General features: G+C 65.8%; 26 protein-coding genes. 22 read left to right on the top strand and 4 right to left on the bottom strand.

Annotated features, from left to right (window positions below; genetic code table 11):
* Positions 1 to 2: 2 nt before the first annotated feature.
* Positions 3 to 1,376, bottom strand: a complete 1,374-nt coding sequence (locus tag GGR62_RS00555; protein ID WP_184405860.1) for a hypothetical protein — start codon at positions 1,374 to 1,376, stop codon at positions 3 to 5.
* Positions 1,377 to 1,665: 289 nt separating this feature from the next.
* On the opposite strand from GGR62_RS00555, the gene GGR62_RS00550 reads away from it, so the two are divergent.
* The 3 genes from GGR62_RS00550 (at position 1,666) to GGR62_RS00540 (ending at position 3,949) form a co-directional block, all read left to right on the top strand.
* Positions 1,666 to 2,340 (top strand): DUF502 domain-containing protein, encoded by a 675-nt coding sequence (locus tag GGR62_RS00550; protein ID WP_184405858.1) that lies wholly within the window; start codon positions 1,666 to 1,668, stop codon positions 2,338 to 2,340.
* 4 nt (positions 2,341 to 2,344) lie between these two features.
* Positions 2,345 to 3,121: a queuosine precursor transporter gene (locus GGR62_RS00545; RefSeq protein WP_184405856.1), complete on the top strand. Its 777-nt coding sequence runs from the start codon at positions 2,345 to 2,347 to the stop codon at positions 3,119 to 3,121.
* Between the two features lie 225 nt (positions 3,122 to 3,346).
* Positions 3,347 to 3,949, top strand: coding sequence for a LysE family translocator (locus tag GGR62_RS00540; protein ID WP_184405854.1), 603 nt, complete (start codon positions 3,347 to 3,349; stop codon positions 3,947 to 3,949).
* Here the strand turns inward: GGR62_RS00540 and GGR62_RS00535 are convergent.
* Positions 3,913 to 4,686 carry an AraC family transcriptional regulator gene (locus tag GGR62_RS00535; protein ID WP_184405853.1) on the bottom strand — a complete coding sequence of 258 codons (774 nt, stop codon included), beginning with the start codon at positions 4,684 to 4,686 and terminating at the stop codon, positions 3,913 to 3,915. The genes GGR62_RS00540 and GGR62_RS00535 overlap by 37 nt on opposite strands.
* Here GGR62_RS00535 and GGR62_RS00530 point away from each other — a divergent pair, their 5' ends adjacent.
* Together GGR62_RS00530 and GGR62_RS00525 are read left to right on the top strand one after the other, a co-directional pair.
* Positions 4,687 to 4,938: a hypothetical protein gene (locus GGR62_RS00530; protein WP_184405851.1), complete on the top strand. Its 252-nt coding sequence runs from the start codon at positions 4,687 to 4,689 to the stop codon at positions 4,936 to 4,938.
* Positions 4,938 to 6,878 (top strand): DUF885 family protein, encoded by a 1,941-nt coding sequence (locus GGR62_RS00525; protein WP_184405849.1) that lies wholly within the window; start codon positions 4,938 to 4,940, stop codon positions 6,876 to 6,878. Before GGR62_RS00530 ends, GGR62_RS00525 begins: the two co-directional genes overlap by 1 nt.
* A gap of 106 nt (positions 6,879 to 6,984) precedes the next feature.
* On the opposite strand, the gene mmuM is transcribed toward GGR62_RS00525, so the two are convergent.
* Together mmuM and mmuP are read right to left on the bottom strand one after the other, a co-directional pair.
* Positions 6,985 to 7,947: a homocysteine S-methyltransferase gene (mmuM, locus tag GGR62_RS00520; protein ID WP_184405847.1), complete on the bottom strand. Its 963-nt coding sequence runs from the start codon at positions 7,945 to 7,947 to the stop codon at positions 6,985 to 6,987.
* The gene (gene mmuP / locus GGR62_RS00515) at positions 7,944 to 9,341 is read right to left on the bottom strand and encodes an S-methylmethionine permease (protein WP_184405845.1); all 1,398 of its coding nucleotides are present in this window, start codon (positions 9,339 to 9,341) and stop codon (positions 7,944 to 7,946) included. Before mmuP ends, mmuM begins: the two co-directional genes overlap by 4 nt.
* A 401-nt stretch (positions 9,342 to 9,742) precedes the next feature.
* On the opposite strand from mmuP, the gene GGR62_RS00510 reads away from it, so the two are divergent.
* The 17 genes from GGR62_RS00510 (at position 9,743) to GGR62_RS00430 (ending at position 24,446) form a co-directional block, all read left to right on the top strand.
* Positions 9,743 to 10,132, top strand: coding sequence for a VOC family protein (locus tag GGR62_RS00510; protein ID WP_184405843.1), 390 nt, complete (start codon positions 9,743 to 9,745; stop codon positions 10,130 to 10,132).
* A 207-nt stretch (positions 10,133 to 10,339) separates the two neighbouring features.
* Positions 10,340 to 10,885: a hypothetical protein gene (locus GGR62_RS00505; protein WP_184406310.1), complete on the top strand. Its 546-nt coding sequence runs from the start codon at positions 10,340 to 10,342 to the stop codon at positions 10,883 to 10,885.
* Positions 10,875 to 11,438 carry a hypothetical protein gene (locus GGR62_RS00500; RefSeq protein WP_184405841.1) on the top strand — a complete coding sequence of 188 codons (564 nt, stop codon included), beginning with the start codon at positions 10,875 to 10,877 and terminating at the stop codon, positions 11,436 to 11,438. Before GGR62_RS00505 ends, GGR62_RS00500 begins: the two co-directional genes overlap by 11 nt.
* Before the next feature lie 88 nt (positions 11,439 to 11,526).
* Entirely contained in the window at positions 11,527 to 11,976 is a 450-nt protein-coding gene (locus GGR62_RS00495) for a DUF2147 domain-containing protein (protein WP_184405839.1), read from the top strand.
* Positions 11,977 to 12,239: 263 nt separating this feature from the next.
* Positions 12,240 to 14,327, top strand: a complete 2,088-nt coding sequence (gene metG, locus GGR62_RS00490) for a methionine--tRNA ligase (protein ID WP_184405837.1) — start codon at positions 12,240 to 12,242, stop codon at positions 14,325 to 14,327.
* Between the two features lie 235 nt (positions 14,328 to 14,562).
* Positions 14,563 to 15,153, top strand: a complete 591-nt coding sequence (locus GGR62_RS00485; RefSeq protein WP_184405835.1) for an HAD family hydrolase — start codon at positions 14,563 to 14,565, stop codon at positions 15,151 to 15,153.
* An 11-nt stretch (positions 15,154 to 15,164) separates the two neighbouring features.
* Positions 15,165 to 15,584, top strand: a complete 420-nt coding sequence (rnfB, locus tag GGR62_RS00480) for an Rnf electron transport complex subunit RnfB (RefSeq protein WP_184405833.1) — start codon at positions 15,165 to 15,167, stop codon at positions 15,582 to 15,584.
* A gap of 160 nt (positions 15,585 to 15,744) precedes the next feature.
* Positions 15,745 to 16,533, top strand: a complete 789-nt coding sequence (locus GGR62_RS00475; RefSeq protein ID WP_184405830.1) for a hypothetical protein — start codon at positions 15,745 to 15,747, stop codon at positions 16,531 to 16,533.
* 85 nt (positions 16,534 to 16,618) lie between these two features.
* Positions 16,619 to 16,987 carry a DUF4345 family protein gene (locus GGR62_RS00470; RefSeq protein WP_184405828.1) on the top strand — a complete coding sequence of 123 codons (369 nt, stop codon included), beginning with the start codon at positions 16,619 to 16,621 and terminating at the stop codon, positions 16,985 to 16,987.
* Between the two features lie 58 nt (positions 16,988 to 17,045).
* Complete coding sequence (locus GGR62_RS00465; RefSeq protein WP_184405826.1) at positions 17,046 to 17,609, top strand: sigma-70 family RNA polymerase sigma factor; 564 nt, start codon at positions 17,046 to 17,048, stop codon at positions 17,607 to 17,609.
* Positions 17,606 to 18,445 carry an anti-sigma factor gene (locus tag GGR62_RS00460; RefSeq protein WP_184405823.1) on the top strand — a complete coding sequence of 280 codons (840 nt, stop codon included), beginning with the start codon at positions 17,606 to 17,608 and terminating at the stop codon, positions 18,443 to 18,445. The genes GGR62_RS00465 and GGR62_RS00460 overlap by 4 nt, the downstream gene beginning before the upstream one ends.
* Before the next feature lie 237 nt (positions 18,446 to 18,682).
* On the top strand, positions 18,683 to 19,681 hold the full coding sequence (locus GGR62_RS00455) for a fatty acid desaturase (protein WP_184405821.1): 999 nt from the start codon (positions 18,683 to 18,685) through the stop codon (positions 19,679 to 19,681).
* On the top strand, positions 19,678 to 20,928 hold the full coding sequence (locus GGR62_RS00450; protein WP_184405818.1) for an FAD-dependent oxidoreductase: 1,251 nt from the start codon (positions 19,678 to 19,680) through the stop codon (positions 20,926 to 20,928). Before GGR62_RS00455 ends, GGR62_RS00450 begins: the two co-directional genes overlap by 4 nt.
* Entirely contained in the window at positions 20,922 to 21,833 is a 912-nt protein-coding gene (locus GGR62_RS00445; RefSeq protein WP_184406309.1) for a DUF1365 domain-containing protein, read from the top strand. The genes GGR62_RS00450 and GGR62_RS00445 overlap by 7 nt, the downstream gene beginning before the upstream one ends.
* Positions 21,830 to 23,125, top strand: coding sequence for a cyclopropane-fatty-acyl-phospholipid synthase family protein (locus tag GGR62_RS00440; RefSeq protein WP_184405816.1), 1,296 nt, complete (start codon positions 21,830 to 21,832; stop codon positions 23,123 to 23,125). The genes GGR62_RS00445 and GGR62_RS00440 overlap by 4 nt, the downstream gene beginning before the upstream one ends.
* Complete coding sequence (locus tag GGR62_RS00435) at positions 23,122 to 23,667, top strand: DUF2878 domain-containing protein (protein ID WP_184405813.1); 546 nt, start codon at positions 23,122 to 23,124, stop codon at positions 23,665 to 23,667. Before GGR62_RS00440 ends, GGR62_RS00435 begins: the two co-directional genes overlap by 4 nt.
* The gene (locus GGR62_RS00430; protein ID WP_184405810.1) at positions 23,664 to 24,446 is read left to right on the top strand and encodes a DUF1295 domain-containing protein; all 783 of its coding nucleotides are present in this window, start codon (positions 23,664 to 23,666) and stop codon (positions 24,444 to 24,446) included. The genes GGR62_RS00435 and GGR62_RS00430 overlap by 4 nt, the downstream gene beginning before the upstream one ends.
* The last annotated feature ends 6 nt before the right edge of the window (positions 24,447 to 24,452 follow it).

Genomic DNA, 24,452 nt, shown 5'->3' with positions numbered 1-24,452 from the left:
GGCTAGCGGTCTACCGATGCTGCTGCCGGCATGACGGAAGTGCGGCTGGCCGCCAGCGGCAGGTGCGCCATTCCGTCAATCTGCTCGCCTCTGGCGTAGCGCTGCCACTGCAGACCCAGGCCATCGGCACTGGGCTGGATCGGCCGCGACTGACCGCGTAACGCGGACGGCAACTCGGCAATGCGCTGCGCAAGCGGTTGCGCGGACGGATGGGCGCGTAACCACAGCACCGCCGAAACTGCACGCAGTTCGGCCGCAACATCCTGCAACTTGCGCTGGTGAATCGCGGCAGTTGCAGCACTGGCAGGCCCCACGCTTGCAAGCACGCAGCCCGCCGCATTGGCCAGGCATGCCACCGATGCCGTGTCCGGCGCAGGAATCAGCGTCTGCGGTACCGGCAGATCACGCTCCAGCAAGGCGCGTAACGGTTCGCCACAGGCCCACGCGTATCCCGGCGCCATCAGCGCCTGGGTGCGTTCAAGGTCAAACAGTCGTACAGACAACTCGTCGCTCCACGACGGGCTGGCGGCAGGCTGCGCATCGACGCTCTGCTGGAGCATCGCAAACACCATGTGCGCCTCGCCTTGCATGGCGTTGCACAGACGCACATCGTCCACAGGTAGCGGTGCGAATGCAGCGGCGCAGTGCGCTGGCAGCGGATGCTGGGCCGGCAGTTCGGCCAGCATCGCGGCAAACTCCTGCGCGCTGCCATGCAGCATCGCCACACCGATCAGGGGCATGATCAGGTTGTCGCCGCTGCGCAGGAGCACGCGCGCGACCTGCGCGTCGGTGCAAACCCCCGACAGGGCCGCGTCGCTGCGCCCTTGCGCGAAGTCCAGCGCATTACCGGTCATCGAGACTTTCAACAACCCAACCGCCGGGAGTGCCGCGCCGTCGCCGGGTGGAAATGGACTGCGGTAATCGCCGTATGCCCCCAAACTGCGCAGCTGCGCCAACAGCGCCGCCTGGGTGGCCAGCGCGTCGGCATACGCCTGCGGTTGCGCACGCACCTGCTCCAGGCAATTGGCATCGGACCAATTGCACAGCGCCGGCGCCTTCGCCGGCCAGGCCGGTTGGCGCGGGTAGCGTGCAGCCGCGCCGGGCAACGGCATCCCGGCCGGCGAGCGACCGGCGCGCTGCACGTCCTGCGCCAGCAATACCTGCTGCTGCGCAGGCGGTACCGCGTAGGGCAGCGCCCATAGCGCAGCGAACAGATTGGGGCCACGCAATGGCGGCGGCGGTTGCCGTAATTGCGCCAGCGCCTGACGTTGCGCTGCCGGGATCGGCCAGTGCGCCGAGATCGCGAATGCGATCAGCAGCAGCACGATCAGGGCGCTTACCCACAGCAGCGCAGCTTTGAGGAACTTGGCAAGCATCACGTACGACCTACCATGGATGAGATGATTCATCTTAAGGTGGCGAACACCAAGGAGCGAGCAGCTGCCAGGTAGGCGGAGACGGCATGCAGCCGCTGCGGTGCCGAGTGGCGGATGCCGATCTTGAGCGACAGCCTCGCCCACATGGCAGATGTGCAGCCCGGTGTTAGCGACTTTCAGCGCGACCGACGCAGGCCCGCGCCGTCTCAACACGCAATTGCCATCCCTCAGGCGAACATGGCTTGCCGGCGGCCTGCACCGGACGCGGCCGAGTGCCTACAATGCGCGCATGTCCGAATCCCCCACTCCGCATTCCCGCCCTTCCCTGCAACGGGTCTTCTTGACCGGCTTGCTCACCCTGTTGCCGGTCTGGTTGACCTGGGTGGTGGTGAAGTTCGTGTTCTCGCTACTCTCGGGTATCAGCAGCCCGTGGGTGGTGCCGTTGTCCGAGCGCATCGCCGCCTCGTTCCCCGATTATCTGGGCTGGATCAAGGCGCTCTGGGTGCAGAACACCATCGCGCTGATCGCCACCGTCGGTGCGATCCTGTTCGTCGGCATCCTGAGCCGGCGCGTGATCGGCCAGCGCCTGCTGCGCTGGTTCGAGGCGATCATGCGGCGCATCCCGCTGGCCAGCGTGGTCTACGACAGCGCGCGCAAGTTGCTCGACATCCTGCAGACCCAGCCCGGCAGCACCCAGCGTGTAGTGCTGATCGACTTCCCCCACCGCGACATGAAGTCGGTGGGCCTGGTCACGCGCGTGATCAAGGAACAGGGCACCGGCCGCGAGCTGGCGGCAGTGTATGTGCCGACCACGCCCAACCCGACCTCCGGCTATCTGGAGATCGTGCCGGTGGAACTGCTCACGCCCACCGACTGGAGCGTGGACCAGGCGATGAGCTTCATCATCTCCGGCGGTGCAGTGGCACCGGAGTCGGTCCCCTTCACCCGCACTGCGGATCGCTGAGCCGATGACACACGTGCGTACCCTCGACGATCGTGCGGTCCGCCTGTTCATTGCGCTGGCCGCGTTCTTTTGCGTCAACGCAGCGCTGGCCGAGTTCATCGGCGTCAAGATCTTTGCGCTGGAAGACACGCTCGGCATCGCGCCGCTGAACTGGAACCTGTTCGGCCAGACCGGCTCGCTCAGCTTCACTGCCGGCACCTTGTTGTGGCCGGTGGTGTTCATCATGACCGACACCATTAACGAGTTCTTCGGCAGCCGCGGGGTGCGTTTCATCTCGTGGGTGGCGGTGGCGCTGATCGGCTATGGCTTCGTGTTCGCGTTCGCCGCCATCGCATTGGCGCCCGCAGGCTGGTGGGTCACCGCAGCGCAGAGCCAGGGCGTGCCCGATTATCAGGCTGCGTTTGCGGCAGTGTTCGGCCAGGGGCTGTGGACGATCGGCGGCTCGCTGGTGGCGTTTTTGTTCGGCCAGTTGATCGACGTGTCGGTGTTCCACCGCATCCGCCGTGTCACCGGCGAAAAGCATGTGTGGTTGCGCGCCACCGGCTCTACCGCGGTGTCGCAATTGGTGGACAGCTTCGTGGTGATCTACATCGCCTTCGTGCTTGGCCCGCAGCATTGGTCCACCGACCAGTTCCTGGCGGTGAGCACGCTCAACTACGTCTACAAGATGGGGTTTGCGATCGCCTTGATCCCGCTGCTGTATCTGGCCCGGCGCGCCATCAGCGCCTACCTGGGGGCCGAACGCGCCGAGCAGTTGCGCGAGGAAGCGGCCGCCGACTGAACGCAGTGGCCTGGCCGGCGTTGCGATGGCCAGGCGGAGGTGGCTGACGCTCGGGCAATCTCGCCACACGAGCGTGGCCGCTGCGCTCCTGCGCACGATGCACCACCGCAGCTCACTCGCTAGGCCGGTCACTCGGAGACGGCCCCCGACGTCCATCGAAATTTTGTTCAATCCCTCAGCGCGACCGCTGGCCATGCTGTTGCGCCCCGCTACGGACTCCGCGCAATGGACCATGTTGTCGCAATGGCCAGCTTCGCCCTGGTGTGCTCGATTTCCCCCGGGCCGGTCAACCTGGTCGCGCTGAGCACCGGTGCCACAGCCGGTGCGCGTGCTGGGCATACCCATGTGATCGGGGCCACCGTCGGCTTCGTTGCGCTGCTGCTGGTGATCGGCCTCGGGCTGCAGCATGTGCTGGTGCGCTGGCCGCTGCTGGGGGGCGCATTGCAGCTGGCCGGGGTGGCGTTTCTGCTCTACATGGCGTGGCGCCTGGTGCGCGACGATGGTGTCATCGACGCCGCCAAACCGCGCCAGAGCACCTCGTTCTGGACCGGTGCGGCGATGCAGTGGCTCAACCCCAAGGCCTGGCTGGCGGCAACCTCCGGCGTGGCCCTGTACGCGACACAAGGGACCACGCAACTGGCCGGCTTTGCCGCGGTGTATGCGCTCATCTGCTACCCCTCGCTGGCGTGCTGGTTGCTGGCCGGCACGGTGTTGCGGCGGCACGTCCACACGCCGCACCAGCTGCGGCGATTGAACAGGCTGCTGGCCGGCATGCTGGTGCTCAGCGCGGTCTATCTGTTGCTGGAATGGCCGCCGGCACTGCGATAGCGGCCCGGTGTCACCGCCCAGGCCCGCTTGAAACTGCGTTGCAGATGCGCCTGGTCGGCATAGCCGTGCGCATAAGCGACCTCGGCAATCCCCTCGCCCTGGCGCAGGGCCGCCCGCGCACGCTGGAAACGGCAATCCTGCAGGTAGGCATGCGGGGTCAGGCCATACGCGTGGCGGAACCCGCGAATCAGACGCGGCGCCGGCATGCCGGCCACCTCGCACAGTTCGCGCAACGACACCGCGCGTGCGTGATGGGTCTGCAGATACTCCGCCAGCTGCCGCATCGGCCCGGTATCGATCGCAACCGGACGGCTCGCCGGCTCCACCTGCAGATGCAGGCGGGCCACGAACGCGATCAGCGCGCTTTCGCGGGCGAGTGCATCGGCATCACCGTCCAGCAGCACCGCATGCATGCGGTCGAACGCGACATACGCGTCCCGTGACCGGCAGAGCGGCGCTGCCAGCATGTGCACATCCGCAGTAGGCGTCAGGCCCAGCGCGTGTTGTTGCTCGCGCAGCCAAGCCACGTCCAGATAGAGCATGCGAAACGACCAGTCCTGCTGCTGATCCGGGTTGCAGGCGTGCACGTCGCCAGGATTGATCAGGGTCAGCGACTGCGCGTTGATCTGCGCGCGCACACGCCCATTGCGATAGTGCGCCGAGCCGCGATCGATCGCGCCCACCGACCATTGCTCGTGCGTATGCGGGGCATAACAGAGCGTACGGCTGTTGACCACATGACGTATTTCAACGAAGGGCAAACCAGGGTCGCGCCAGAATCCCTGGCCTCCCTGGACGGGCACCTGCGTGCCACACGTCGATTCATCCGTCTGCATGCCGCCAAGACTATCGCACTGCAGCATTGGGCCGGGCTCGCCACCCTGCGATGCGGCCTTGATGAATTGCAGGCGCGCCACGTGCAGCAGATGGGTGGCCTGAACGGTGCGGATCGGGCAAGCTCCCCGCTCGCTTGTTTCCGGAGCTGGTAATGCCCCTTAGCTTTTCCCGCCTGCTGTCGTTGGCCCTTGCCGCCGTGTTGAGCCTGTCGCTGGCAGCGCCCGCCGATGCGGCCAAGAAGAAGACCGCCAAGACACAGACCACGCAAACGCGCGCGAAGGCGGGCAAAGCCAAGAAGACCGCCAAGCCGGCTGCCAAGAGCGCGAAGTCTGCCAAAGGTGCCAAAGCCGCCAAGGTCAGGCCGCGCGCGGTTGCCGCGCCGGTGGTGCTGACCAAGGCGCAGCAGCTCAACCTGCTCTACGACCAGTACTGGGATGCCTCGCTCAAGCTCAACCCGCTGCAGGCCACCTTCCAGGGCGAGACCCGCTACAACGACCAGCTGCCCAATTTCCTGTCGCCGGCATTCCGGCAGCAGTCGCACGACTTCACCGTGCTGTGGCTGGGCAAGGCCGAGGCGCTGGGGCCGGACGGCCTGAGCGGGCAGGACCTGCTGAGCTACCAGATCTTCGTGCGCGATGCGCGCAGCGCACTGGCCGCCGAACAGTTCCCCAGCTGGATGCTGCCGATCAACCAGTTCTACAACATCGCCAGCATCGCGGTGGTGCTGGGCTCCGGCACCGGCGCGCAGCCGTTCAAGACGGTCAAGGACTACGACAACTGGTCGCGGCGTGCGCTCGGCATCCCGGAGCTGTTCGACCAGGCCATCGCCAACATGCGGGCCGGCATGCAGGCCGGCGTGGTGCAGCCGAAGGTACTGATGCAGAAAGTGCTGCCGCAGCTGGACGCGATCATCGCCCGCACCGCCGAAGACAGCCTGTTCTGGGGGCCGGTGCGTAACCTGCCGGCAGACATGCCAGACGCCGACAAGCAACGCATCACCGCCGAATACAAGCGCATGATCGAAGTGCGCATCATGCCGGCCTATCGGGCGCTGCGCGGCTTCATCGCCACCGAATACCTGCCGGCCTGCCGCGACACCGATGGTCTGGCGGCGCTGCCCAACGGCGCGGCCTGGTACGCCTACGACGTGCGCCAGAGCACCACCTCGGACCTGACCCCGGACCAGATCCATCAGATCGGGCTGGACGAAGTCGCGCGCCTGCAGGGCGAGATGACCGCGCTGACCAAGCAGGTCAGGTTCCGCGGCAACCTGCCCAAGTTCTACAAGTTCATGCAGACCGACAAGCGCTTCAGCTTCCGCAGCGAGACCGAACTGCTGGGGTACTACCGTGGCCTGCAGGGACGCGTGCAGGGCGCAGTGCCGCGCCTGTTCAATACCCAGGGCATGCCGGCGCTGGAAGTGCGCGCGGTGGAACCCCAGCGCGCGCAGGCGGCCGCCAGCGGCTCGTACATGCGCCCCAGCGGCGATGGCAGCACGCCGGGCGTGTTCTACGTCAACACCTCCGACCTGGACTCGCGCAAGACCTGGGAGACCGAGAGCCTGTATCTGCACGAGGCCATTCCCGGCCATCACTTCCAGCTCGGGCTGCAGCAACAGCTCACCGATCTGCCCAAGTTCCGCCGCCTGGGTGGCGAGACTGCGTATATCGAGGGTTGGGGCCTGTACGCCGAATCGCTCGGGCGCGAGCTGGGCCTGTACCAGGACCCCTACAACTATTACGGCTACCTGCAGAACGCGCTGTGGCGCTCGATTCGCCTGGTCACCGACACCGGCCTGCACAGCAAGGGCTGGACCCGCACCCAGGCGATCGCCTACATGCTCGACAACTCGGCCATGACCCGCGCCGATGCCGAAGCCGAGGTAGACCGCTACATGGCCATTCCCGGCCAGGCGCTGTCCTACAAGGTGGGCGAAATGAAGATCATGCAGCTGCGCGAGCAGGCGCAGCGCGAGCTGGGGCCGCGCTTCGACGTGCGTGCCTTCCATACCGAAGTGCTCAAGGACGGCTCGGTACCGCTGGATATCCTGCAGGACAAGATCCAGCGCTGGATCGCCACGCAAAAAGGGTGAGCAGACCTGCAGCGGTCAACATGCCCCGCGAACAGCGAGCGCGACAGGCGGCATGCCGTCAAGAGCGCATCCGGCTGACCTGAGCACGCTCGCTTGCCGGTCGCGCTCAGCGCAGCAGACGCGCGTCCGCCAACGCGGCAATATCGCGCGGTGTGGTGCGGCAACACCCGCCGATCAGCCGCGCGCCTGCGGCCAGCCACTGCGTATGCTGGTCGGCCAGGTTGGCGGCGGGCGCATCGCCGGCATGCCAGCGCTTGTCGCCAGCATCGTAGTGCTCGCCGGAATTGGGATACACCACCAGCGGCAAGGCGGTCAGCGCCGACAGGCTCTGCAATGCGGCAGTGACCCGATCCAGCGCGATGCAGTTGATCCCCACCGCGACCACCTGCACGCAGGCATCCAGCGCCGGAATTACGTGCACAAGCGGCGTGCCATCGCTCAGGTGCGCGGCATCGCGCAAGGTGAAAGAGAACCACGCATGCAGCTGCGGAAATTCCTCCAGCAGCAGGCGCAGCGCGACGATCTCGTTGGCCGATGGCAGCGTCTCGCAGGCCAGTACATCCACCCCGGCTTCGGCCAATGCCGCGATGCGCGGGCGATGGAAGTCCATCAGCTGCGCCAGCGGCAACGCGTAGTCGCCGCGGTATTCCGAGCCATCGGCCAGATACGCGCCATACGGCCCCACCGACCCGGCCACCCACAGTGGCGCGGCCTGCGGTTGCGTCTGCAGATGATCGGCACGCGCCAGCGCGGCCAAGGCCACGCTGCGCGCGATCAACGCCTGCGATTGCGCCAGGTCCAGCCCGCGCGCGGCAAAGCCCAACGGCGTGGCCTGATAGCTGGCGGTGATCGCGCATTGTGCGCCGGCGGCGAAATAGTCGCGATGCACCTGATAGATCAGCTCCGGTTGCTCCATCAGCACGCGCGCCGACCACAGCGCATCGTTGAGATCGCAGCCGCGTTGTTCCAGTTCGGTGGCAAGCGCGCCATCCAGCAGCACATAGCCATCGTGCTGGAGCGCCGCACTGAAAGGCGCATCCGCGCGCGGCTGGCGGGGAAGTATCGTCATGCGTGCAGTCTCCTGGCCGCAAGCCACTGGGTGAGTGCGTAGGCGCCGTAGCACAGCGCCACAAATGGAATACCGCACCACAGCGCGATGCGCTGCTGCGGATCGAATGCCAAGCCGATGCAGGCCAGCAAGCACAGCGAAAATCCTAGGATCGGCGTCCACGGATACCACGGCGCGCGATAGGCCAATGTCTCTACTGCGATGCCGTCGCGCAGCAACTGGCGCCGAAAAACGTAGTGCGAGGCGCAGATGCTCAGCCACACCACCACCACTGCAAAACCCGAGACTGCCGAGATCGCCACGAACACGGTATCGGCCGCATAGACGCCGGTGAGTAGCGCCAACAGGCCGCCGAGCATGCTCAACGCCAATGCTGGCAACGGAATGCCGCGACGGGTCAAGCGCGCCAACCGCGCCGGCAGCGTGCCTTCGTTGGCCAGCGACCACAGCATGCGCGCGGCTGCGTATAGGCCGGAATTGGCTGCCGACAGGATCGCGGTGAGGATCACGGCATTCAAGATATCCGCCGCATACGGAATGCCCAGCAGTTCGAAGGCGCGCACGAACGGACTGGTGTCCACGGCCGCCTGCTCGGCGGGCAACAGCGCGGCCAGCACCAGCACGGTGCCGACGAACAACACCACCAGGCGTACCAGCGTGGTGCGGATCGCCAGCGGAATCGCCCGCGCGGGTTGCGCGGTTTCGCCTGCGGCCACGCCAATCAATTCGGTACCGGAAAATGCGAAATTCACCGCCACCATCGTCATCAGGATCGGCAACGTGCCGTGCACGAACCAGCCATCGGCGCGCAGGTGGCGCAATCCGGGTGCCGGCGAACCATCGGCCAATGGCAACAGGCCGAGCACCGCCGCGCCGCCGAGCACGATGAACACCAGAATCGTGATCACCTTGATCAGCGAGAACCAGAATTCGCCTTCGGCAAACCAGCGCGCCGACACCGTATTCAAGCCGAAGACCAGTGCGCAGAACAGCAGGCACCATGGCCACGCCGGGCTATGCGGAAACCAGTACTGCATGCAGAACGCCGCCGCGGTCAGGCTCGATCCCAGCGCCACCGTCCAGGTCAACCAGTACAACCAAGCCACCACATACCCGGTGGCCGGCCCCAGATAACGCGCCGCATACACATGAAAGGCGCCGGTCTGCGGCATCGCCACCGCCAGCTCGCCCAGGCATTGCATCACCAGGTACACCACCAGCGCGCCGATCAGATACGCGATCACCGTGCCCAACGCACCGGTGCTGGCGATGATGTAGCCGGTATTGAAGAACAACCCAGTGCCGATCACCCCGCCCAGCGACAACATCACCAGATGGCGCACCTGCATGCTGCGCTGGAATTGCGGTGCGGCGGTGGAGGTGGGTTCGGGCATCGGCAGGACGGGTCGGTGGCCCAGCATCCTGCCATGCATGCGCAGGCGAGCACAGCCACGCGTTGGCCAGTCGTGACGTGGCACCAACAACCCGGGATGCCGTGCCGCGATACCGCGTGGGGCGTTCTGCCTCGATGCGCTCCAGCGCGCGTCGAGCCTGGTCTGCACGACACGCTCCGGGCACCCCCGGGGGTATCCTCGCCACTGCTCATCCGGACCGCTGACATGCCACACGACTTGCACACACGCACCTACGCGCAGATGCAGCGCTGGAATGCATCCTCGCTGCCTGCACGTATCGCAGATGCCATCGCCACCGCTGTCGCCGCGTGTCGCGCATCCATGCTGGCCGCTAGCGACGCGGGGCAGCGCCAGCTCCCCCAACGCGTGCGAGACGCCGCATGATGCTCGCCGGCATTCACCACGTGGCAATCATCGCCGGCGACTATGCGCGCTCCAAGCAGTTCTATTGCGCCATCCTGGGCCTGCGTGTGCTCGCTGAGCATTACCGACAGCCGCGCGATTCCTGGAAGCTGGATCTGGCGCTGCCCGACGGCGGCCAGATCGAGCTGTTTTCGTTCCCCGACGCGCCACTGCGGCCCAGCCGCCCGGAAGCGCGCGGACTGCGTCATCTTGCCTTCCGGGTCGAAGCGCTGGACGCGGCCGTCGCGCATCTCAACGCGCATGGCGTAATCACCGAGGACATCCGCATCGACGAATACACCGGCCGCCGCTTCACCTTCTTCGCCGACCCTGATGAGCTGCCACTGGAGTTGTACGAGATTGCCTAGCGCGTCTGCCTGGCTGTCACCGCCACTGCGGTGGAAGAGTCGCGCCCGTCAAGAAAGAGCAGACCTTCGCCTCGCGGCGGTGTCGACCGCGTGACTCAAGCGCGGAGTAGCTCGGCCGCTATCGATGGAGAGGCGTAACGTCGCCGCAACGTCGTCGCAGGCATGGATGCGGCACAGACCAATAAACGCCATGCCGGAATTGCACGCATGTATCACTTCATCCTGCGCATCGTTGTCGTTGTAGCGATCATTCTTGCCGGCTGCGGCTTTCTTTTCCCAAAGCGGTATGACGCGCCGAAACCTGGTGAACCCCTCGCCACCTTGACGCTTGCCAAGCCCACCAAGCCCAGCCTGATCCCTATCGAGCCAGTCCAGTACTTCGATGTCTTCGAAGATGCCAGTTGTGCAAAGGGCGGACGTGGCGGATTTCTGGGCGCGCTGACTGCTCCGGTCAAGGGCGTCCTTGGCAAATTGAGTAACAATCAGCCTCGGGAGGAATATTCGGTTGTCCCCGACAAGCAGCTCTTCTTGCGCGCACGAATGGTGCAAACGCTCGACTCACGCCGTCGAAGCCTGACCACCAACAACTGTACCAATCTTGTGTCATTCACGCCGATGACTGGTGAGCACTACGTCGCCAGCCAGCTCTACGATAACGAACGCTGTCGGCTGATTGTCAACGATGCGAAGACCGGCGTTGCCCCGGCGGATCTGGAATTTGTTCCGATGTCAGGGGAGTGCCATGAGGACTGAACGTGTCCTTTTGGCGGCAATGATGGCGCTTCTGGCCGGCTGTGGGGCAACACGCAGCGCAGCGCTTTCCTTGTCGACGTTCGATGAGCCAAGCGATGGGCTGCGTGTACGTATTCGCCTGGTCACCGAGCGACCCGCACCTATGCTTTATCCAAACCGCACCTGCGTCGGCGGAACGAACCGGGATGCCGGCATTGCACCAAGCTCGCGGCCAGGTCCGTTCGGCGCGGGCGCGGGGCAAAAAATCGGCATTCCCCCCGTTGCCGTCAGTGGAGGACGATACGTCACTGAAACACATGTCAGGTCAGGCGAGCCGATCACCCTGTCGCTGTCGGCGGGTGGCTGCACGGACAACCGCTGCGTGTTGAACACGCCGCTATGCACCGTGAGTCGCAGCTTTGTCCCGGAAACGGGTCAGGACTATGTGGCGACCATTCTGTCGCGTGGGCCGGAATGCGAGGTGGAAATTTCTCGCATCGTCACCCAGCACGGGCGAACGCGCCTCATGGCAGAGCAGACGGCAGCCGCATCCCGTTGTCCTTCCTCAAACTGAACGCCCTGCCTTTCCCCCACCATACCCAACGGTATACATTGCGATCAGGTCGCCGACGGCGGCCACAGCAATCCCTGGGAGGGGAACCATGCGCAAGACCTTCAAGACCCTGATGCTGGCGTTGCCGCTGGCCGCCGCTTCGCTGCTGGCCCAGGCCGCCGATTCGCCGGTGGGTCGCTGGAAGACCATCGACGACGAGACCGGCAAGCCCAAGTCGGTGGTGCAGATCGAACAGGCCGCCAACGGCACGCTGAGCGGCAAGGTGGTCGAGATCCTGCAGTCCAACCATGGGCCCAACCCGACCTGCGACAAGTGCGACGGCGCACTGAAAGGCAAGCCGATCAAGGGCATGACCATCCTGTGGGGCCTCAAGCCCGACGGCACGGCGGTGTGGAGCGGCGGCTCGGTGCTCGACCCGGCCAAGGGCAAGACCTACAAGGCCAAGGTCACCCTGACCGACGGCGGCAAGAAGTTGCAGATGCGCGGCTATGTGGGCATCGAGGCGCTGGGCCGGACCCAGACCTGGGTGCGTGAGTAGCCGGGAATCGGGAGTGGGGAATCGTAAGAGCAGGCGCCCGTGAGGGCGCCTTTTTTGTACGTATCGTTCAGGACATGCAACTGCATCGAGATCGGGAAAATGACGCTCACCGGCCGCCACTACGCAGCATCAACCGGCCAACTGCCTGCGCGCCTCAACAACACGGCAACCTGGCCCTGCTTTGACCGATTCCCCATTCCCCATTCCCAAATCCCGGCTCCCGACTAATGCGATAATCGCCCGTCCCCCGCATCACGCCTGCCATGACCCGCACTGCACTCGTCACCACCGCCCTGCCCTACGCCAATGGGCCGCTGCATCTTGGCCATCTGGTCGGTTATATCCAGGCCGATATCTGGGTGCGCGCGCGCCGCCTGCGTGGCGACAAGACCTGGTTCGTCTGCGCCGACGACACCCATGGCACGCCGATCATGCTCGCCGCCGAAAAGGCCGGAGTGACCCCGGAAGCCTTCATCGCCAACATCCAGGCCAGCCATGAGCGCGATTTCGCCGCGTTCGGGGTGACCTTCGATCACTACGATTCGACCAATTCGCCGGTGAACCGCGAACTGACCGAAGCCTTCTATACCAAGCTCGAAGCGGCCGGCCACATCAGCCGTCGCTCGGTGGCGCAGTTCTACGACCCGGCCAAGGGCATGTTCCTGCCGGATCGCTACATCAAGGGCATCTGCCCCAACTGCGGCAGCGCCGATCAATACGGCGACAACTGCGAGGTCTGTGGTGCCACCTACGCGCCAACCGAGCTGAAAGAGCCCAAGTCGGTGATTTCCGGCGCCACGCCGGAGCTGCGCGATTCGGAGCATTTCTTCTTCGAAGTCGGCCATTTCGACGGCTTCCTGCGTGACTGGCTGGCTGGCGATGTGGCGCTGCCGGGCGTCAAGGCCAAGCTCAAGGAATGGCTGGATACCGAAGGCGGCCTGCGCGCCTGGGATATCTCGCGCGATGCGCCGTACTTCGGCTTCCAGATTCCCGGCCAGCCGGGCAAGTATTTCTACGTGTGGCTGGACGCGCCGATCGGCTACCTGTGCAGCTTCAAGACGCTGTGCGCGCAGATGGGCGAGGATTTCGATGCGCATCTGGTCGCCGGCACGCAGACCGAGCTGCATCACTTCATCGGCAAGGACATCGTCAATTTCCACGGCCTGTTCTGGCCGGCGGTGCTGCACGGCACCGGCCACCGCGCGCCCACGCGCCTGCACGTCAACGGCTACCTCACCGTGGACGGCGCCAAGATGTCCAAGTCGCGCGGCACCTTCGTGATGGCGCGGACCTTCCTGGATGTGGGCCTGGAACCGGAGGCGCTGCGCTATTACTTCGCCGCCAAGTCCTCCGGCGGCGTGGACGATCTGGACCTCAACCTGGGCGATTTCATCGCGCGGGTAAACGCCGATCTGGTCGGCAAGTTCGTCAACCTGGCCAGCCGTTGCGCCGGCTTCATCGGCAAGCGTTTCGACGGCAAGCTGGCCGATACCCTGCCCGACCCGGCGCAGTACGACCGCTTCGTCGCCGCCTTGGCGCCGATCCGCGACGCGTATGAGCGCAACGATGCGGCCAGCGCGATCCGCCAGACCATGGCACTGGCCGACGAGGCCAACAAGTACATCGACGACACCAAGCCGTGGGTGATCGCCAAGCAGGACGGCGCCGACGCGCAGCTGCAATCGGTGTGCACGCAGGGCCTGAACCTGTTCCGCATCCTGGTCGCCGGCCTCAAGCCGATCCTGCCGCGCACCTGTGCCGAAGCCGAGGCCTTTTTGTCGGCACCCATGACCAGCTGGGAAGATGTGGAGCGCCCGCTCACGGCGCATACGATCCAGCCCTACGTCGCCCTGTTCACCCGTATCGACCCCAAACTGATCGACGCCATGACCGACGCTTCAAAAGACACCATGGCCGCACCTGCGGCACCCGCTGCAACCACCGCCAAGCCCGCACCGACCAAAACCGATGCAAAAGCGGCTACGCCGGCCAATTCCCCCGCCTCCGTCTCGAATCCAGGTCTTATTGGTATCGACGATTTCGCCAAGCTCGACCTGCGCATCGGCAAGGTGCTGGTGTGCGAATTCGTGGAAGGCTCGGACAAGCTGTTGCGCTTCGAGCTGGATGCCGGCGAGCTGGGCAAGCGCCAGATCTTCTCGGGCATCCGCGCCAGCTATGGCGAGCCGGAAACGCTGGTCGGCCGCAGCGTGGTGTTCATCGCCAACCTGGCCCCACGCAAGATGCGTTTCGGCATCAGCGAAGGCATGATCCTGTCGGCCGGCTTCGACGGCGGCGCGCTGGCGCTGCTGGATGCCGATACGGGTGCGCAGCCGGGCATGCCTGTGCGGTGAGGCGGGAGTGGGGAGTCGGGATTCGTAAAAGCCAGAGCTGATTGTTGAGCGAGATCTGACACGAGTGCTTGGCGCCCCCCCTCATCCGCCCCTGCGGGGCACCTTCTCCCGCATGCGGGAGAAGGGAGATAGATCAACGCTGTCGCAGCCCCTCTCCCGCAGTCGGGAGAGGGGAACAACCAGTCACTGCGCCTTCAACCAGTCCCCAATCCCGACTCCCCAATCCCCGCCCCCCATGCACCTGGCCCTGTTCGACTTCGACCACACCATCACCACCTGCGACACCTATGCGCGCTTCCTGCGCAAGGTGGCCACGCCCGCGCAGCTGGCGTCGGCAAAGTGGCAGGTCGGCCCGTGGGTGCTGGGCTACCGGCTGGGCCTGGTGTCCGCCGCCGCGCTGCGCGCGCGCGTGACCCGCATGGTGTTCAGCGGCCGTGCGCTGGACGAGATGGCCGCGCACGGCGTGGACTACGCGCGCAGCGCACTGCCGGGTGTGTTGCGTGCAGAGATGATGCAACGCATCGACTGGCACCAGGCGCAAGGGCATGAGGTGGTGCTGGTGTCGGCGTCGCTGGATCTGTATCTGCAACCGTGGTGCATGCAGCACGGGCTGTCGCTGATCTGCAACCGGCTGGATCACAGCGACGGCCGCCTGAGCGGGCGGTATGCCGACGGCGATTGCGGCCCGCACAAAGCGGCGCACATTCATGCGCGCTACGAACTGTCGCAGTACGACTGCGTGCATGCCTACGGCGACAGCCGCGAAGACAAGCCAATGCTGGCACTCGCGCAGCAGCGCTGGTATCGCGGCGATCCGCTGCATTGACTCCCATCACGATGTCATCCCCCACGCCCGATCTGGTCGAACGCCTCGACCGCCTACTGCCGCAGACCCAATGCGGCCAGTGCGGTTACGACGGCTGTCGCCCGTACGCGCAAGCGATGGCGAACGGACAAGCCGACGTCGATCATTGCCCGCCCGGTGGCGATGCCGGCGCACGTGCATTGGCGCAGGTGCTGCACGTGCCGGCACGCCCCTACGACCGCACGCGTGGCACTCACATGCCACCGCAGGTGGCCTGGATCGTGGAAGCCGACTGTATCGGTTGCACCAAATGCATCCAGGCCTGCCCGGTGGATGCCATCGTCGGCGGCGCCAAGCACATGCATACGGTGATCGCACCGCTGTGCACCGGCTGCGAGCTGTGCCTGCCGGCGTGCCCGGTGGATTGCATCGTGCTGCACCCGATCGACTGATCCGGTCGCAAGGGATGGCGCCGTGGGTGCCATGCCCCCCCTCAGCCGCCAGCGCCTGACCAGCCATCCTGGATGCAGTCAGGAACGTCCTGACACGGCGAGCGCATCCGTGCTGCGGATGCGCTCGTATTGGTAGGCACTCCCATTGAGGAAGCCGCCGATGCGCCCACTTGCCGCCGCCATTGCCGCGTTCACCACCGTGTGCCGGCCGATCCCGCCATTGTTGCTGCTGGTGCTGGGCGGCGTGCCGCTCGGTGCCGCAGCGGTCACCCGTGTGGATGCCGATGCCTTCGATGCCGATAGCGGCGCATTGCGCTATCGCGAGTCGCATTGGCTGCTCGACGATGGCGGACGCCTGGTGCTGTACCGCTGCCCGGACGGACGCCCGTTTGCGCGCAAACAGGTCGATGGCGGCGGCAGCTCGCCCAACTTCAGCCTGATCGATGGGCGCGACGGCTATCGCCAGGGCGTGCGTCAACGGGGTGGCATGCGTGAAATGTTTCAGCAGGAGCCCGGCAAGGCCGAACAACACACGCCGCTGGCCGCCGATGCAGGCCCGCGCGTGATCGATGCCGGGTTCGATGCATACCTGCGCAGCAATTGGGAGGCGCTCGCCACCTCGCCGCAACGCGTGGACTTCGTGCTGCCGAGCCTGCAACGGCAACTGGCGTTTCGTGTCGAGCGCATCGGCGATGCAGACGGCCAGCGTCGGTTTCGGCTGCGCCTGGACGCCTGGTACGGCGCGGCGGTGCCGTCGCTGGAAGTCCGTTATTCGCTCGCCGACAAGCGCCTGCTCGAGTTCCGTGGCGTGAGCAACCTGCGCGACGACGGCGGCCGCTACCCGCATGTGCGCATCGTTTTTCCGGACAGCGCTGCGCAGGCCGCCGGTGCAGATGACCTGCGTCAGGCACGCGAGCAGCCATTGATCAAGCGCTGTAGCGCACCGTGAGCACGACCTGCAGCTCCTTCACATTCGACCACGCGCGGTTGCGTACAACGGCCCGGTCACCCATTTCCCCTACAGGAGCATCGCCGTGGCCAAAGCCTACCTCTGGATCAATGCAGTGCTCTACGTCGTGTTGGCGATCTGGTGCACGCTCTCGCCGGCCAAGACCGCAAATGCGGTGGGCTACACCCAGCTATCGCCGGCCGGGCAATCGGAATACCTGGTCATCTATGGCGGCCTGCAGTTGGGTATGGCGTTCCTGTTCGGCTATTTCGCCTGGATCAATCAGCCACGCACCGGGCTGGTGGTCGCACTGGCGTTCTACGTCCCGATCGTGCTGTTCCGCAGCGTTTCGCTCTCGCGCCTGTGGCCGGTCTCCGCACCCACCGTTGCGCTGGCAGGCGTCGAAATCCTGCTGCTGCTCGCTGCCGTGCTGCTGTGGTTTCAGCGTAAGTGAAGGACACCGCGGGCTCAGTCCGGTAGCATCGCTCCCACCCCTGAAAACGCCCGACCGCATGAGTGCCATTCCTGGCCACGACGATGATGAGACCGGACGACTGCTGACCGCGACCGCGGGCGGTGACCGGCATGCTTTCGAAGCGCTGTACCGGCAGACCTCGCCCAAGCTGTTCGGGGTGTGCCTGCGCATGATCCCGCAACGCGCCGAGGCCGAAGAGGTGCTGCAGGACGTGTTCACGCTGATCTGGCACAAGGCCGGTCAGTTCGATCCCGCCCGTGCGCGCGGGCTCACCTGGCTGGCGATGATCGCGCGCAACAAGGCGATCGATCATCTGCGCGCCAACGCGCCGCAACGCCGTAACGTGGCGCTGGACGATGCCGGCGAATTGCGCAGCGGCGATGCCTCGCCACTGGAACGCACCGAGCGTGCCAGCACCCGCCACCGCATCGACCATTGCCTGGCCGAACTGGAGCCGCCGCGTAGCGAATTGATCCGCACCGCGTTTTTCGATGGCATCACCTACGAAGAACTCGCCGCGCGTACCGACACACCGATTGGCACGGTCAAGAGCTGGATCCGTCGCGGCCTGGCCAAACTCAAGGCATGTCTGGAACGATGAGCACGCCCTTTCCCATCGACCAGGAACCACCGCGCGATGTGTTGGCGGGCGAATACGTGTTGGGCCTGCTGGGCGCAGAGGAGCGCCTGGTAGCCGAACAACGCGTCGCCACCGATAGTCAATTCGCCCAGGCCGTTGCGCAATGGCAGGAACACCTGGCGCCGTTGCTGGAAGAAATCGCCGCTGTCACGCCGCCAGGGCAGGTCTGGGCACGCGTCCGCCAGACGCTGGGCTTCGATACGCCGCTGCATGCGGTGACGTCTGCGCCGCCGGCATCGTCTGCAAGCACGCCATCGGCGCCGTTGTGGAACAGCGTGCGCTTCTGGCGTTGGGCCAGTGCCGGTGGCCTGGCCACCGCAGCAGTGTGCGTGCTGGCGCTATTGAACCTGCGCACGCAGCCGGCACCCGAGCAGCCGCCGGTTGCAGGGCCCGTGGTGCAGACCCCGGTCACGCCACCTGCCGTCACGCCACCACCAGCGGCGACCGGTATCGCAATGACCTCCACGCTGGCCACCGAAGACGGCCGCCCCGGCTACGTGGCCTTGATGGATGCCGACAAGCACACCATCACGGTGACGCCGCTGGATCGCACCGCGACCGCCGACAAGGTGCCCGAGGTGTGGCTGATCACTCCGGATGGCAAGGCGCATTCGATGGGCACCTTCGACGATCAACGCGCACGTCGCGCGCAGATTCCCGACCAGTTGATGCCCATGCTCAGCAACGAGGCCATTCTGGCGGTCACGCTGGAGCCACCGGGTGGCGCACCGGGCGGCGTTGCCACCGGTACCGTGGTGGCCAAGGGCGGCATCAGCACACTGGCAATGGCGCCCTGACGCAGGGCACCTGACGACGCCTGCGAGCTGCTCGCAGGCGTCGCCGCGCACGACCAATCCCGACAAACAACCTCATCCGCGCGAACGTCTTGCGGCGTTGGCAATGTGTGCGCGTGCGCGATTTTGTCGCGCAAATTCCCCAATCGCACACGCGCGCATGCGACCATCAAGCAGCCTGGTGCATCCGTTTGCCGGCAGCGTCCGTAAAGGGTCACGACTAATCACGGAGAACCACGCGTGCCGAGTACTGGCCTGGACCCAAATGCCGCATCGCCTCAGCCCGCTGCCGCACGCCACCGTGGATGGCTGACAGCGCGCGTCGGCAGCCTGCGCCGCTGGGTGGATTCGCAGACCGACGAGCCGCTGGACGAAGCGCGCGCCGATCGCATCGACTGGCTGCGCGCCCTGCCCTTCATCGCGCTGCACCTGGCCTGCCTGTCGGTAATCTGGGTGGGCATCTCCTGGTTTGCGGTGGGCGTGGCGGTGGGGTTGTACGCACTGCGCATGTTCGCGCTGACCGGGTTCTATCACCGCTATTTCTCGCACCGCGCCTTCAAGACCTCGCGCGTGCTGCAGTTCGTGTTTGCGGCCATCGGTGCGACCTGCGTGCAGCGCGGGCCGCTGTGGTGGGCCGCGCATCATCGCAATCATCATCGGCACACCGACACCGGCCGCGATCCCCACTCGCCGGCGCAACACGGTTTCTGGTGGAGCCACACCGGCTGGTTCCTGACCCCGCGTAATTTCCGTACCGATTGGGAGGTGATACCCGATCTGCGTCGCTTCGCCGAGCTGCGCTTCCTGGACCGCTTCGACATCGTGATGCCGGTGCTGCTGGCGGTGGGGCTGTACCTGCTCGGCGACTGGCTGGCGGTTGCCGCGCCCGCGTTGAAAACCAGTGGCGCGCAGTTGCTGGTATGGGGCTTTGTGATTTCCACCGTGGCGTTGTTCCATGCCACCTTCACCATCAACTCGCTGGCGCATCGCTTCGGTAGCCGCCGCTTCGATACCCGCGACGACAGCCGCAACAACTGGCTGCTGGCACTGCTCACCTTTGGCGAAGGCTGGCACAACAATCACCACTTCTTTCCCGGCTCGGCACGTCAGGGATTGCGCTGGTGGGAGTACGACGTCACCTGGTACGGGCTCACCGCGATGTCATGGGTCGGGCTGGTGTGGGACCTCAAGCCGATGCCGGCGATGCTTACCCAACGCGCCGAGCGGGTGCGGCGATGAGTACGGGAAGGGTTGCGGTGGTCGGCAGTGGCATCGCCGGCCTGGGCGCAGCGTGGCTGTTGTCGCGCCGCTACGAAGTCACCTTGTTCGAGGCGGCCGATTATCTGGGCGGTCACACGCACACCCACGATATCCAGCTGGACGGTCAACGCTATGCCGTGGACAGCGGCTTCATCGTGTTCAACCCGCAGCACTATCCGCTGCTCACACGCATGTTTGCCGAGCTCGACGTGGCCGCGCAGCCGACCACGATGAGCTTTTCCGTGCACGATGCGCGCAGCGGGCTCGAATACAACGCCGGCAGCCTGGATGGGCTGTTCTGCCAGCGCCGCAACCTGCTAAGCCCGCGCTTTTGGGGCATGCTGGCGGACCTGCGCCGCTTTTATCGCCAGGCACCGGACGTGCTGCGCAACGAGGAGCAATTCAGCACGCTGGGAGAGTATCTGCAGCGGCATGGGTATTCGGATGCGTTCCGCGACCAGCATCTGGTGCCAATGGCCTCGGCGCTGTGGTCTTCGCCCTCGCGGCGCATCCTTGACTTCCCGATGGGCCAGCTGATCGGCTTCATGGCCAATCACCACATGCTGCAACTCAGCGGCCGTCCGCAGTGGCAGGTGGTGCGTGGCGGATCCACCAGCTACGTGCGTGCGCTGCGTCGCCGCTGGCAGGTGCTGGAGCGGTTGTCCACACCCGTGCATGCGATCCGACGCGCCCCCAATGGCGTGATACTCAGCTCCCTGTGTGGCGAGGAGCACTTCGACGACGTGGTCCTGGCCTGCCACGCCGACGACGCACTGGCGTTGCTCAGCGATGCCAGCGAGGCCGAACTGCAGGTCCTGGGCGGCATCACCTATCAGGACAACGACACCGTGCTGCACACCGACGCCAGCGTGTTGCCGCGCAACCGCCGCGCGTGGGCGGCGTGGAATGCGCATGTTCCGGCCGACCCGCGGGCGCCGTGCACGGTGAGTTACTGGATGAACGCGCTGCAGTCGATCGATGCGCCGCAGCCATTCGTCGTCAGCCTCAACCGCGACCACGATATCGACCCGAACAAGGTGCTACGACGCATGCGCTATCGCCACCCGGTGCAGAACGCCGCAGCCCTCGCCGCGCAGACGCGCAAGGCCGACATCCAGGGCGTGCAGCACACCTGGTTTGCCGGTGCGGCGTGGGGCTTCGGCTTCCACGAAGACGGCCTGCGCAGCGGCGTGGACGTGGCGCGCGGCCTGGGAGTGGACTGGTGACGCAGTTGCTGCGCAAGGCCGACACCGACGCGATACCGCTGCCTGCCGGCGAACACAGCGGCACCGGTCGCGTGGCCGGCGCGTTGCGCAGCGCGATCTACACCGGCTGGGTGCGCCACCGTCGTTTCGCGCCCAGGCCGCTGGATTTTCGCTATCGGCTGTTTTTGATGTACCTGGACCTGTCCGAACTGGACCGGGTGTTTGCGCAACGCTGGCTGTGGTCGGTGGGACGCAGCAATCTGGCGCAGTTCCGTCGCAGCGATTATCTGGGCGACCCGAACACTCCCCTGGACGAAGCCGTGCGTGCGTGCGTGCAGGCCCACACCGGCGAACGCCCCGAGGGCGCGATCCGGTTGCTCACGCACCTGCGCTACTTCGGCCATGTGTTCAATCCGGTCAGCTTCTACTACTGCTTCGATCGCCACGACGGCCTGCGCTGGGTCGTGGCGGAAATCACCAATATCCCCTGGCAGCAACGCCACACCTACGTGCTGCCGGTTGCGCAGGCACGTACGCATCGCGACGTGCATGCCTGGCGCTTCGACAAGCGCTTCCACGTCTCGCCCTTCATGGGCATGCAGCATCAGTACGACTGGCGCTTCAGCGTGCCGGATGCGCAACTGCGCGTGCATATGGAGGTGCTGGATGCGGCCGGCGACCACACGCTTGATGGCAGCCACGATGCCGATGCGGCGAACGCCGATCGCGGCGCGCGCCGCTTCGATGCGACCTTGGTGCTGCAACGCCGCCCGCTCAACGCGCGCACCCTGGCGCGCACGCTGCTGGCCTATCCGTTGATGACCGTGCAGGTGGTGGTCGCCATCCACTGGCAGGCCTTGCGCCTGTGGCTGCGCGGCAACCCGGTCCACGACAACCCCCATCCGCCTGTGCGAGAACCCCGATGAACGCCACGTCCCTGCCCGATACCGCTGCGCCGCGTGCGGCGACCTGGACGGATCGCCTGTTGCGCAAGCGCCTGCTGGCCACGCTCGGCGAACTGCGCGACGGGCAACTCGAATTGCATGAAGCCGACGGCGTCACCACCCTCGGCAACGCCAGTGGTGCGCATGCCCTGCAGATGCAATTGCGCGTCATCGACCCAGGGTTCTATCGCCAGGCCGCGCTCAACGGCAGCGTTGGTGCTGGCGAGTCGTACATGGACGGACAGTGGCAATGCGACGACCTGGTCGCGCTGATGCGCCTGCTGTTGCGCAACCGCGATCGACTGGACGCGATGGAAACCGGCACCGCACGCCTGGGCGGTTGGGCGATGCGCAGCCTGCATGCACTGGCCCGCAATACCCGCAGCGGCAGCCGACGCAATATCGCCGCGCACTATGACCTGGGCAATCCGTTGTTTCGCCTGTTTCTCGACGAAAACCTGATGTATTCGTCGGCGATCTTCGTCGAGGAAGAGGAGGCGCAGGGCGAAGCGGCACTGGAGCGCGCGGCCACCCGCAAGCTCGAACGCATCTGCCAGAAACTGCGGCTGGGCCCGCAGCACCATGTCGTGGAGATCGGCACCGGCTGGGGCGGCTTCGCCCTGCATGCCGCACGCGAGCACGGCTGCCGCGTCACCACCACCACCATCTCGCGCGAGCAGTTCGAGCTGGCGACGCAGCGCATCGCTGCGGCCGGCCTGAGCGACCGGGTCAGCGTGCTGTTGCGCGACTACCGCGACCTGGAAGGCCACTACGATCGGGTGGTGTCGATCGAGATGATCGAAGCGATCGGCCATCAGTATCTGGACACCTATTTCGCCAAGGTCGGCAGCCTGCTCACTGACGATGGCGAGGCGCTGATCCAGGCCATCACCATCGAAGACCATCGTTATGCGCAAGCCTTGCGCTCGGTGGACTTCATCAAGCGCCACATCTTTCCTGGCAGCTTCATTCCCTCGGTGGCGGCGATGACCGGCGCGATCGCACGCGCCAGCGATCTGCGCCTGTTCCATCTGGAAGACATCGGGCCGAGCTATGCGTTGACGCTGCGCGCCTGGCGGCAGCGCTTCATGGCGCAACTGCCGCAGGTGCGTGCGCTGGGCTACGACGAGCGCTTCATCCGCATGTGGGAGTTCTATCTGGCCTACTGCGAAGCCGGTTTTCTGGAGCGCTCGATCGGCGATGTGCACTTGTGGTTGAGCAAGCCGGGCGCGCGTCCGCCGCAATTCGTGCCTGGCCTCGCCGATCACGCATGAAGCAGCTCGGCAACTATCTGGGCCTGCAGGTGCTGTGGCTGGTGGCGGTCAGCGCGGCCGCGCAGGCGCGCATCTGGCCGACCCTGCTGGTCTTGGCGCTATTTGCGCTGTATCAGCTATGGCCGTCGCGGCGCGCGCCAGGCGATGTGCAGCTGTTGCTTACGGCGTTGTCGTTGGGACTGCTGCTGGACACCACGCTCGCTGCTGGCGGTTGGGTCCGCTACGCCGCGCCCTGGCCGGGCACGCTGCTGGCGCCGGCGTGGATTCTGGCGTTGTGGCTGGGCTTTGCGCTCACGCTCAATCATTCGCTGGCGACGGTGATGCAGCGGCCGTGGCTGGCAGTGCTGCTGGGCGCCATCTTCGGGCCGTTTTCGTATTGGCTGGCGCAGCGCAGCTGGCGCGCGGTGGAATTTCAGTCGCCACCGCTGCAGGCAGTGATCGCGGTCGGTATCGGCTGGGGCTTGGCCTGCGGCGTGTTGTCGCTGTCTGCACGCCGCCTGGCGCGACCATCGCCCGAGCATCCGAGGGGAGAACTGCAATGAATGCCTGGCCGCTGCTGCATGTGGGCGTATTCGCAACTGGAGTGATGGTGCTGGGTTGGCTGTGGCAACGCCGCAGCGGCAACGCCGGCCCGGTCGATGTGTTGTGGGCTGCCTGCCTGGCGATCGCTGCGCCGTATTGCGCATGGATGTCCGATGGGGCACTGCTGCCGCGCGTGCTGGTGGCGGTGCTTGGCGGCGTGTGGGGTGCGCGCCTGGCGCTGCACCTGGGCGTGCGCGTGTTCGGCGACCCGCATGAAGATGGCCGTTATCGTGCCTTGCGCGAGCACTGGAACGGCGACCAACGCAAATTTCTGGGGTTTTTCCTCGCGCAGGCGGCGGTCGTGGTGCTGTTTGCAGTGCCGTTTCTGGCCGCCGCAAGCAACCCGTCTCCGACCTGGAGCGTGTGGAGCACGCTGGCCATCGCAGTGTGGTTAGTCGCGGTCGGTGGCGAAGCACTGGCCGACCGGCAACTGTCTGCGCACAAGGCCGACCCGGCCAATCGCGGCGTCACCTGCCGCAGCGGGCTGTGGCGGTATTCGCGCCATCCCAATTATTTCTTCGAGTTCGTGCACTGGTTCGCCTATCTGGCGCTGGCCGTCGGCGCCGGGCCATGGCCGCTTGCCCTGGCTGCGCTGGGGCCGGTGGTGATGTTCGTATTCCTGTATCGCTTCACCGGCATTCCCTACACCGAGCAGCAGGCGCTGCGCTCGCGTGGTGAGGACTATGCGCAGTACCAACGCAGCACCAGCGCTTTTTTCCCGCTTCCCCCTTCGTCCTGAGTCGCC

The sequence above is a fragment of the Xanthomonas sp. 3075 genome (genome assembly GCF_014197275.1).
Taxonomy (GTDB): domain Bacteria; phylum Pseudomonadota; class Gammaproteobacteria; order Xanthomonadales; family Xanthomonadaceae; genus Xanthomonas; species Xanthomonas campestris_B.
The sequence above is the reverse complement of the archived record's forward strand: the minus strand, read 5'-3'. Positions and strand labels throughout refer to the sequence as shown.

Excerpts from the sequence above, each read along its gene's own strand:
- GGR62_RS00555 (WP_184405860.1), bottom strand. The coding sequence starts at position 1,376 with ATGCTTGCCAAGTTCCTCAAAGCTGCGCTGCTGTGGGTAAGCGCCCTG.
- GGR62_RS00550 (WP_184405858.1), top strand. The coding sequence starts at position 1,666 with ATGTCCGAATCCCCCACTCCGCATTCCCGCCCTTCCCTGCAACGGGTC.
- GGR62_RS00545 (WP_184405856.1), top strand. The coding sequence starts at position 2,345 with ATGACACACGTGCGTACCCTCGACGATCGTGCGGTCCGCCTGTTCATT.
- GGR62_RS00540 (WP_184405854.1), top strand. The coding sequence starts at position 3,347 with ATGGACCATGTTGTCGCAATGGCCAGCTTCGCCCTGGTGTGCTCGATT.
- GGR62_RS00530 (WP_184405851.1), top strand. The coding sequence starts at position 4,687 with ATGACGTATTTCAACGAAGGGCAAACCAGGGTCGCGCCAGAATCCCTG.
- GGR62_RS00525 (WP_184405849.1), top strand. The coding sequence starts at position 4,938 with ATGCCCCTTAGCTTTTCCCGCCTGCTGTCGTTGGCCCTTGCCGCCGTG.
- mmuM (WP_184405847.1), bottom strand. The coding sequence starts at position 7,947 with ATGACGATACTTCCCCGCCAGCCGCGCGCGGATGCGCCTTTCAGTGCG.
- mmuP (WP_184405845.1), bottom strand. The coding sequence starts at position 9,341 with ATGCCCGAACCCACCTCCACCGCCGCACCGCAATTCCAGCGCAGCATG.
- GGR62_RS00510 (WP_184405843.1), top strand. The coding sequence starts at position 9,743 with ATGATGCTCGCCGGCATTCACCACGTGGCAATCATCGCCGGCGACTAT.
- GGR62_RS00505 (WP_184406310.1), top strand. The coding sequence starts at position 10,340 with ATGTATCACTTCATCCTGCGCATCGTTGTCGTTGTAGCGATCATTCTT.
- GGR62_RS00500 (WP_184405841.1), top strand. The coding sequence starts at position 10,875 with ATGAGGACTGAACGTGTCCTTTTGGCGGCAATGATGGCGCTTCTGGCC.
- GGR62_RS00495 (WP_184405839.1), top strand. The coding sequence starts at position 11,527 with ATGCGCAAGACCTTCAAGACCCTGATGCTGGCGTTGCCGCTGGCCGCC.
- metG (WP_184405837.1), top strand. The coding sequence starts at position 12,240 with ATGACCCGCACTGCACTCGTCACCACCGCCCTGCCCTACGCCAATGGG.
- GGR62_RS00485 (WP_184405835.1), top strand. The coding sequence starts at position 14,563 with ATGCACCTGGCCCTGTTCGACTTCGACCACACCATCACCACCTGCGAC.
- rnfB (WP_184405833.1), top strand. The coding sequence starts at position 15,165 with ATGTCATCCCCCACGCCCGATCTGGTCGAACGCCTCGACCGCCTACTG.
- GGR62_RS00475 (WP_184405830.1), top strand. The coding sequence starts at position 15,745 with ATGCGCCCACTTGCCGCCGCCATTGCCGCGTTCACCACCGTGTGCCGG.
- GGR62_RS00465 (WP_184405826.1), top strand. The coding sequence starts at position 17,046 with ATGAGTGCCATTCCTGGCCACGACGATGATGAGACCGGACGACTGCTG.
- GGR62_RS00460 (WP_184405823.1), top strand. The coding sequence starts at position 17,606 with ATGAGCACGCCCTTTCCCATCGACCAGGAACCACCGCGCGATGTGTTG.
- GGR62_RS00450 (WP_184405818.1), top strand. The coding sequence starts at position 19,678 with ATGAGTACGGGAAGGGTTGCGGTGGTCGGCAGTGGCATCGCCGGCCTG.
- GGR62_RS00440 (WP_184405816.1), top strand. The coding sequence starts at position 21,830 with ATGAACGCCACGTCCCTGCCCGATACCGCTGCGCCGCGTGCGGCGACC.
- GGR62_RS00435 (WP_184405813.1), top strand. The coding sequence starts at position 23,122 with ATGAAGCAGCTCGGCAACTATCTGGGCCTGCAGGTGCTGTGGCTGGTG.
- GGR62_RS00430 (WP_184405810.1), top strand. The coding sequence starts at position 23,664 with ATGAATGCCTGGCCGCTGCTGCATGTGGGCGTATTCGCAACTGGAGTG.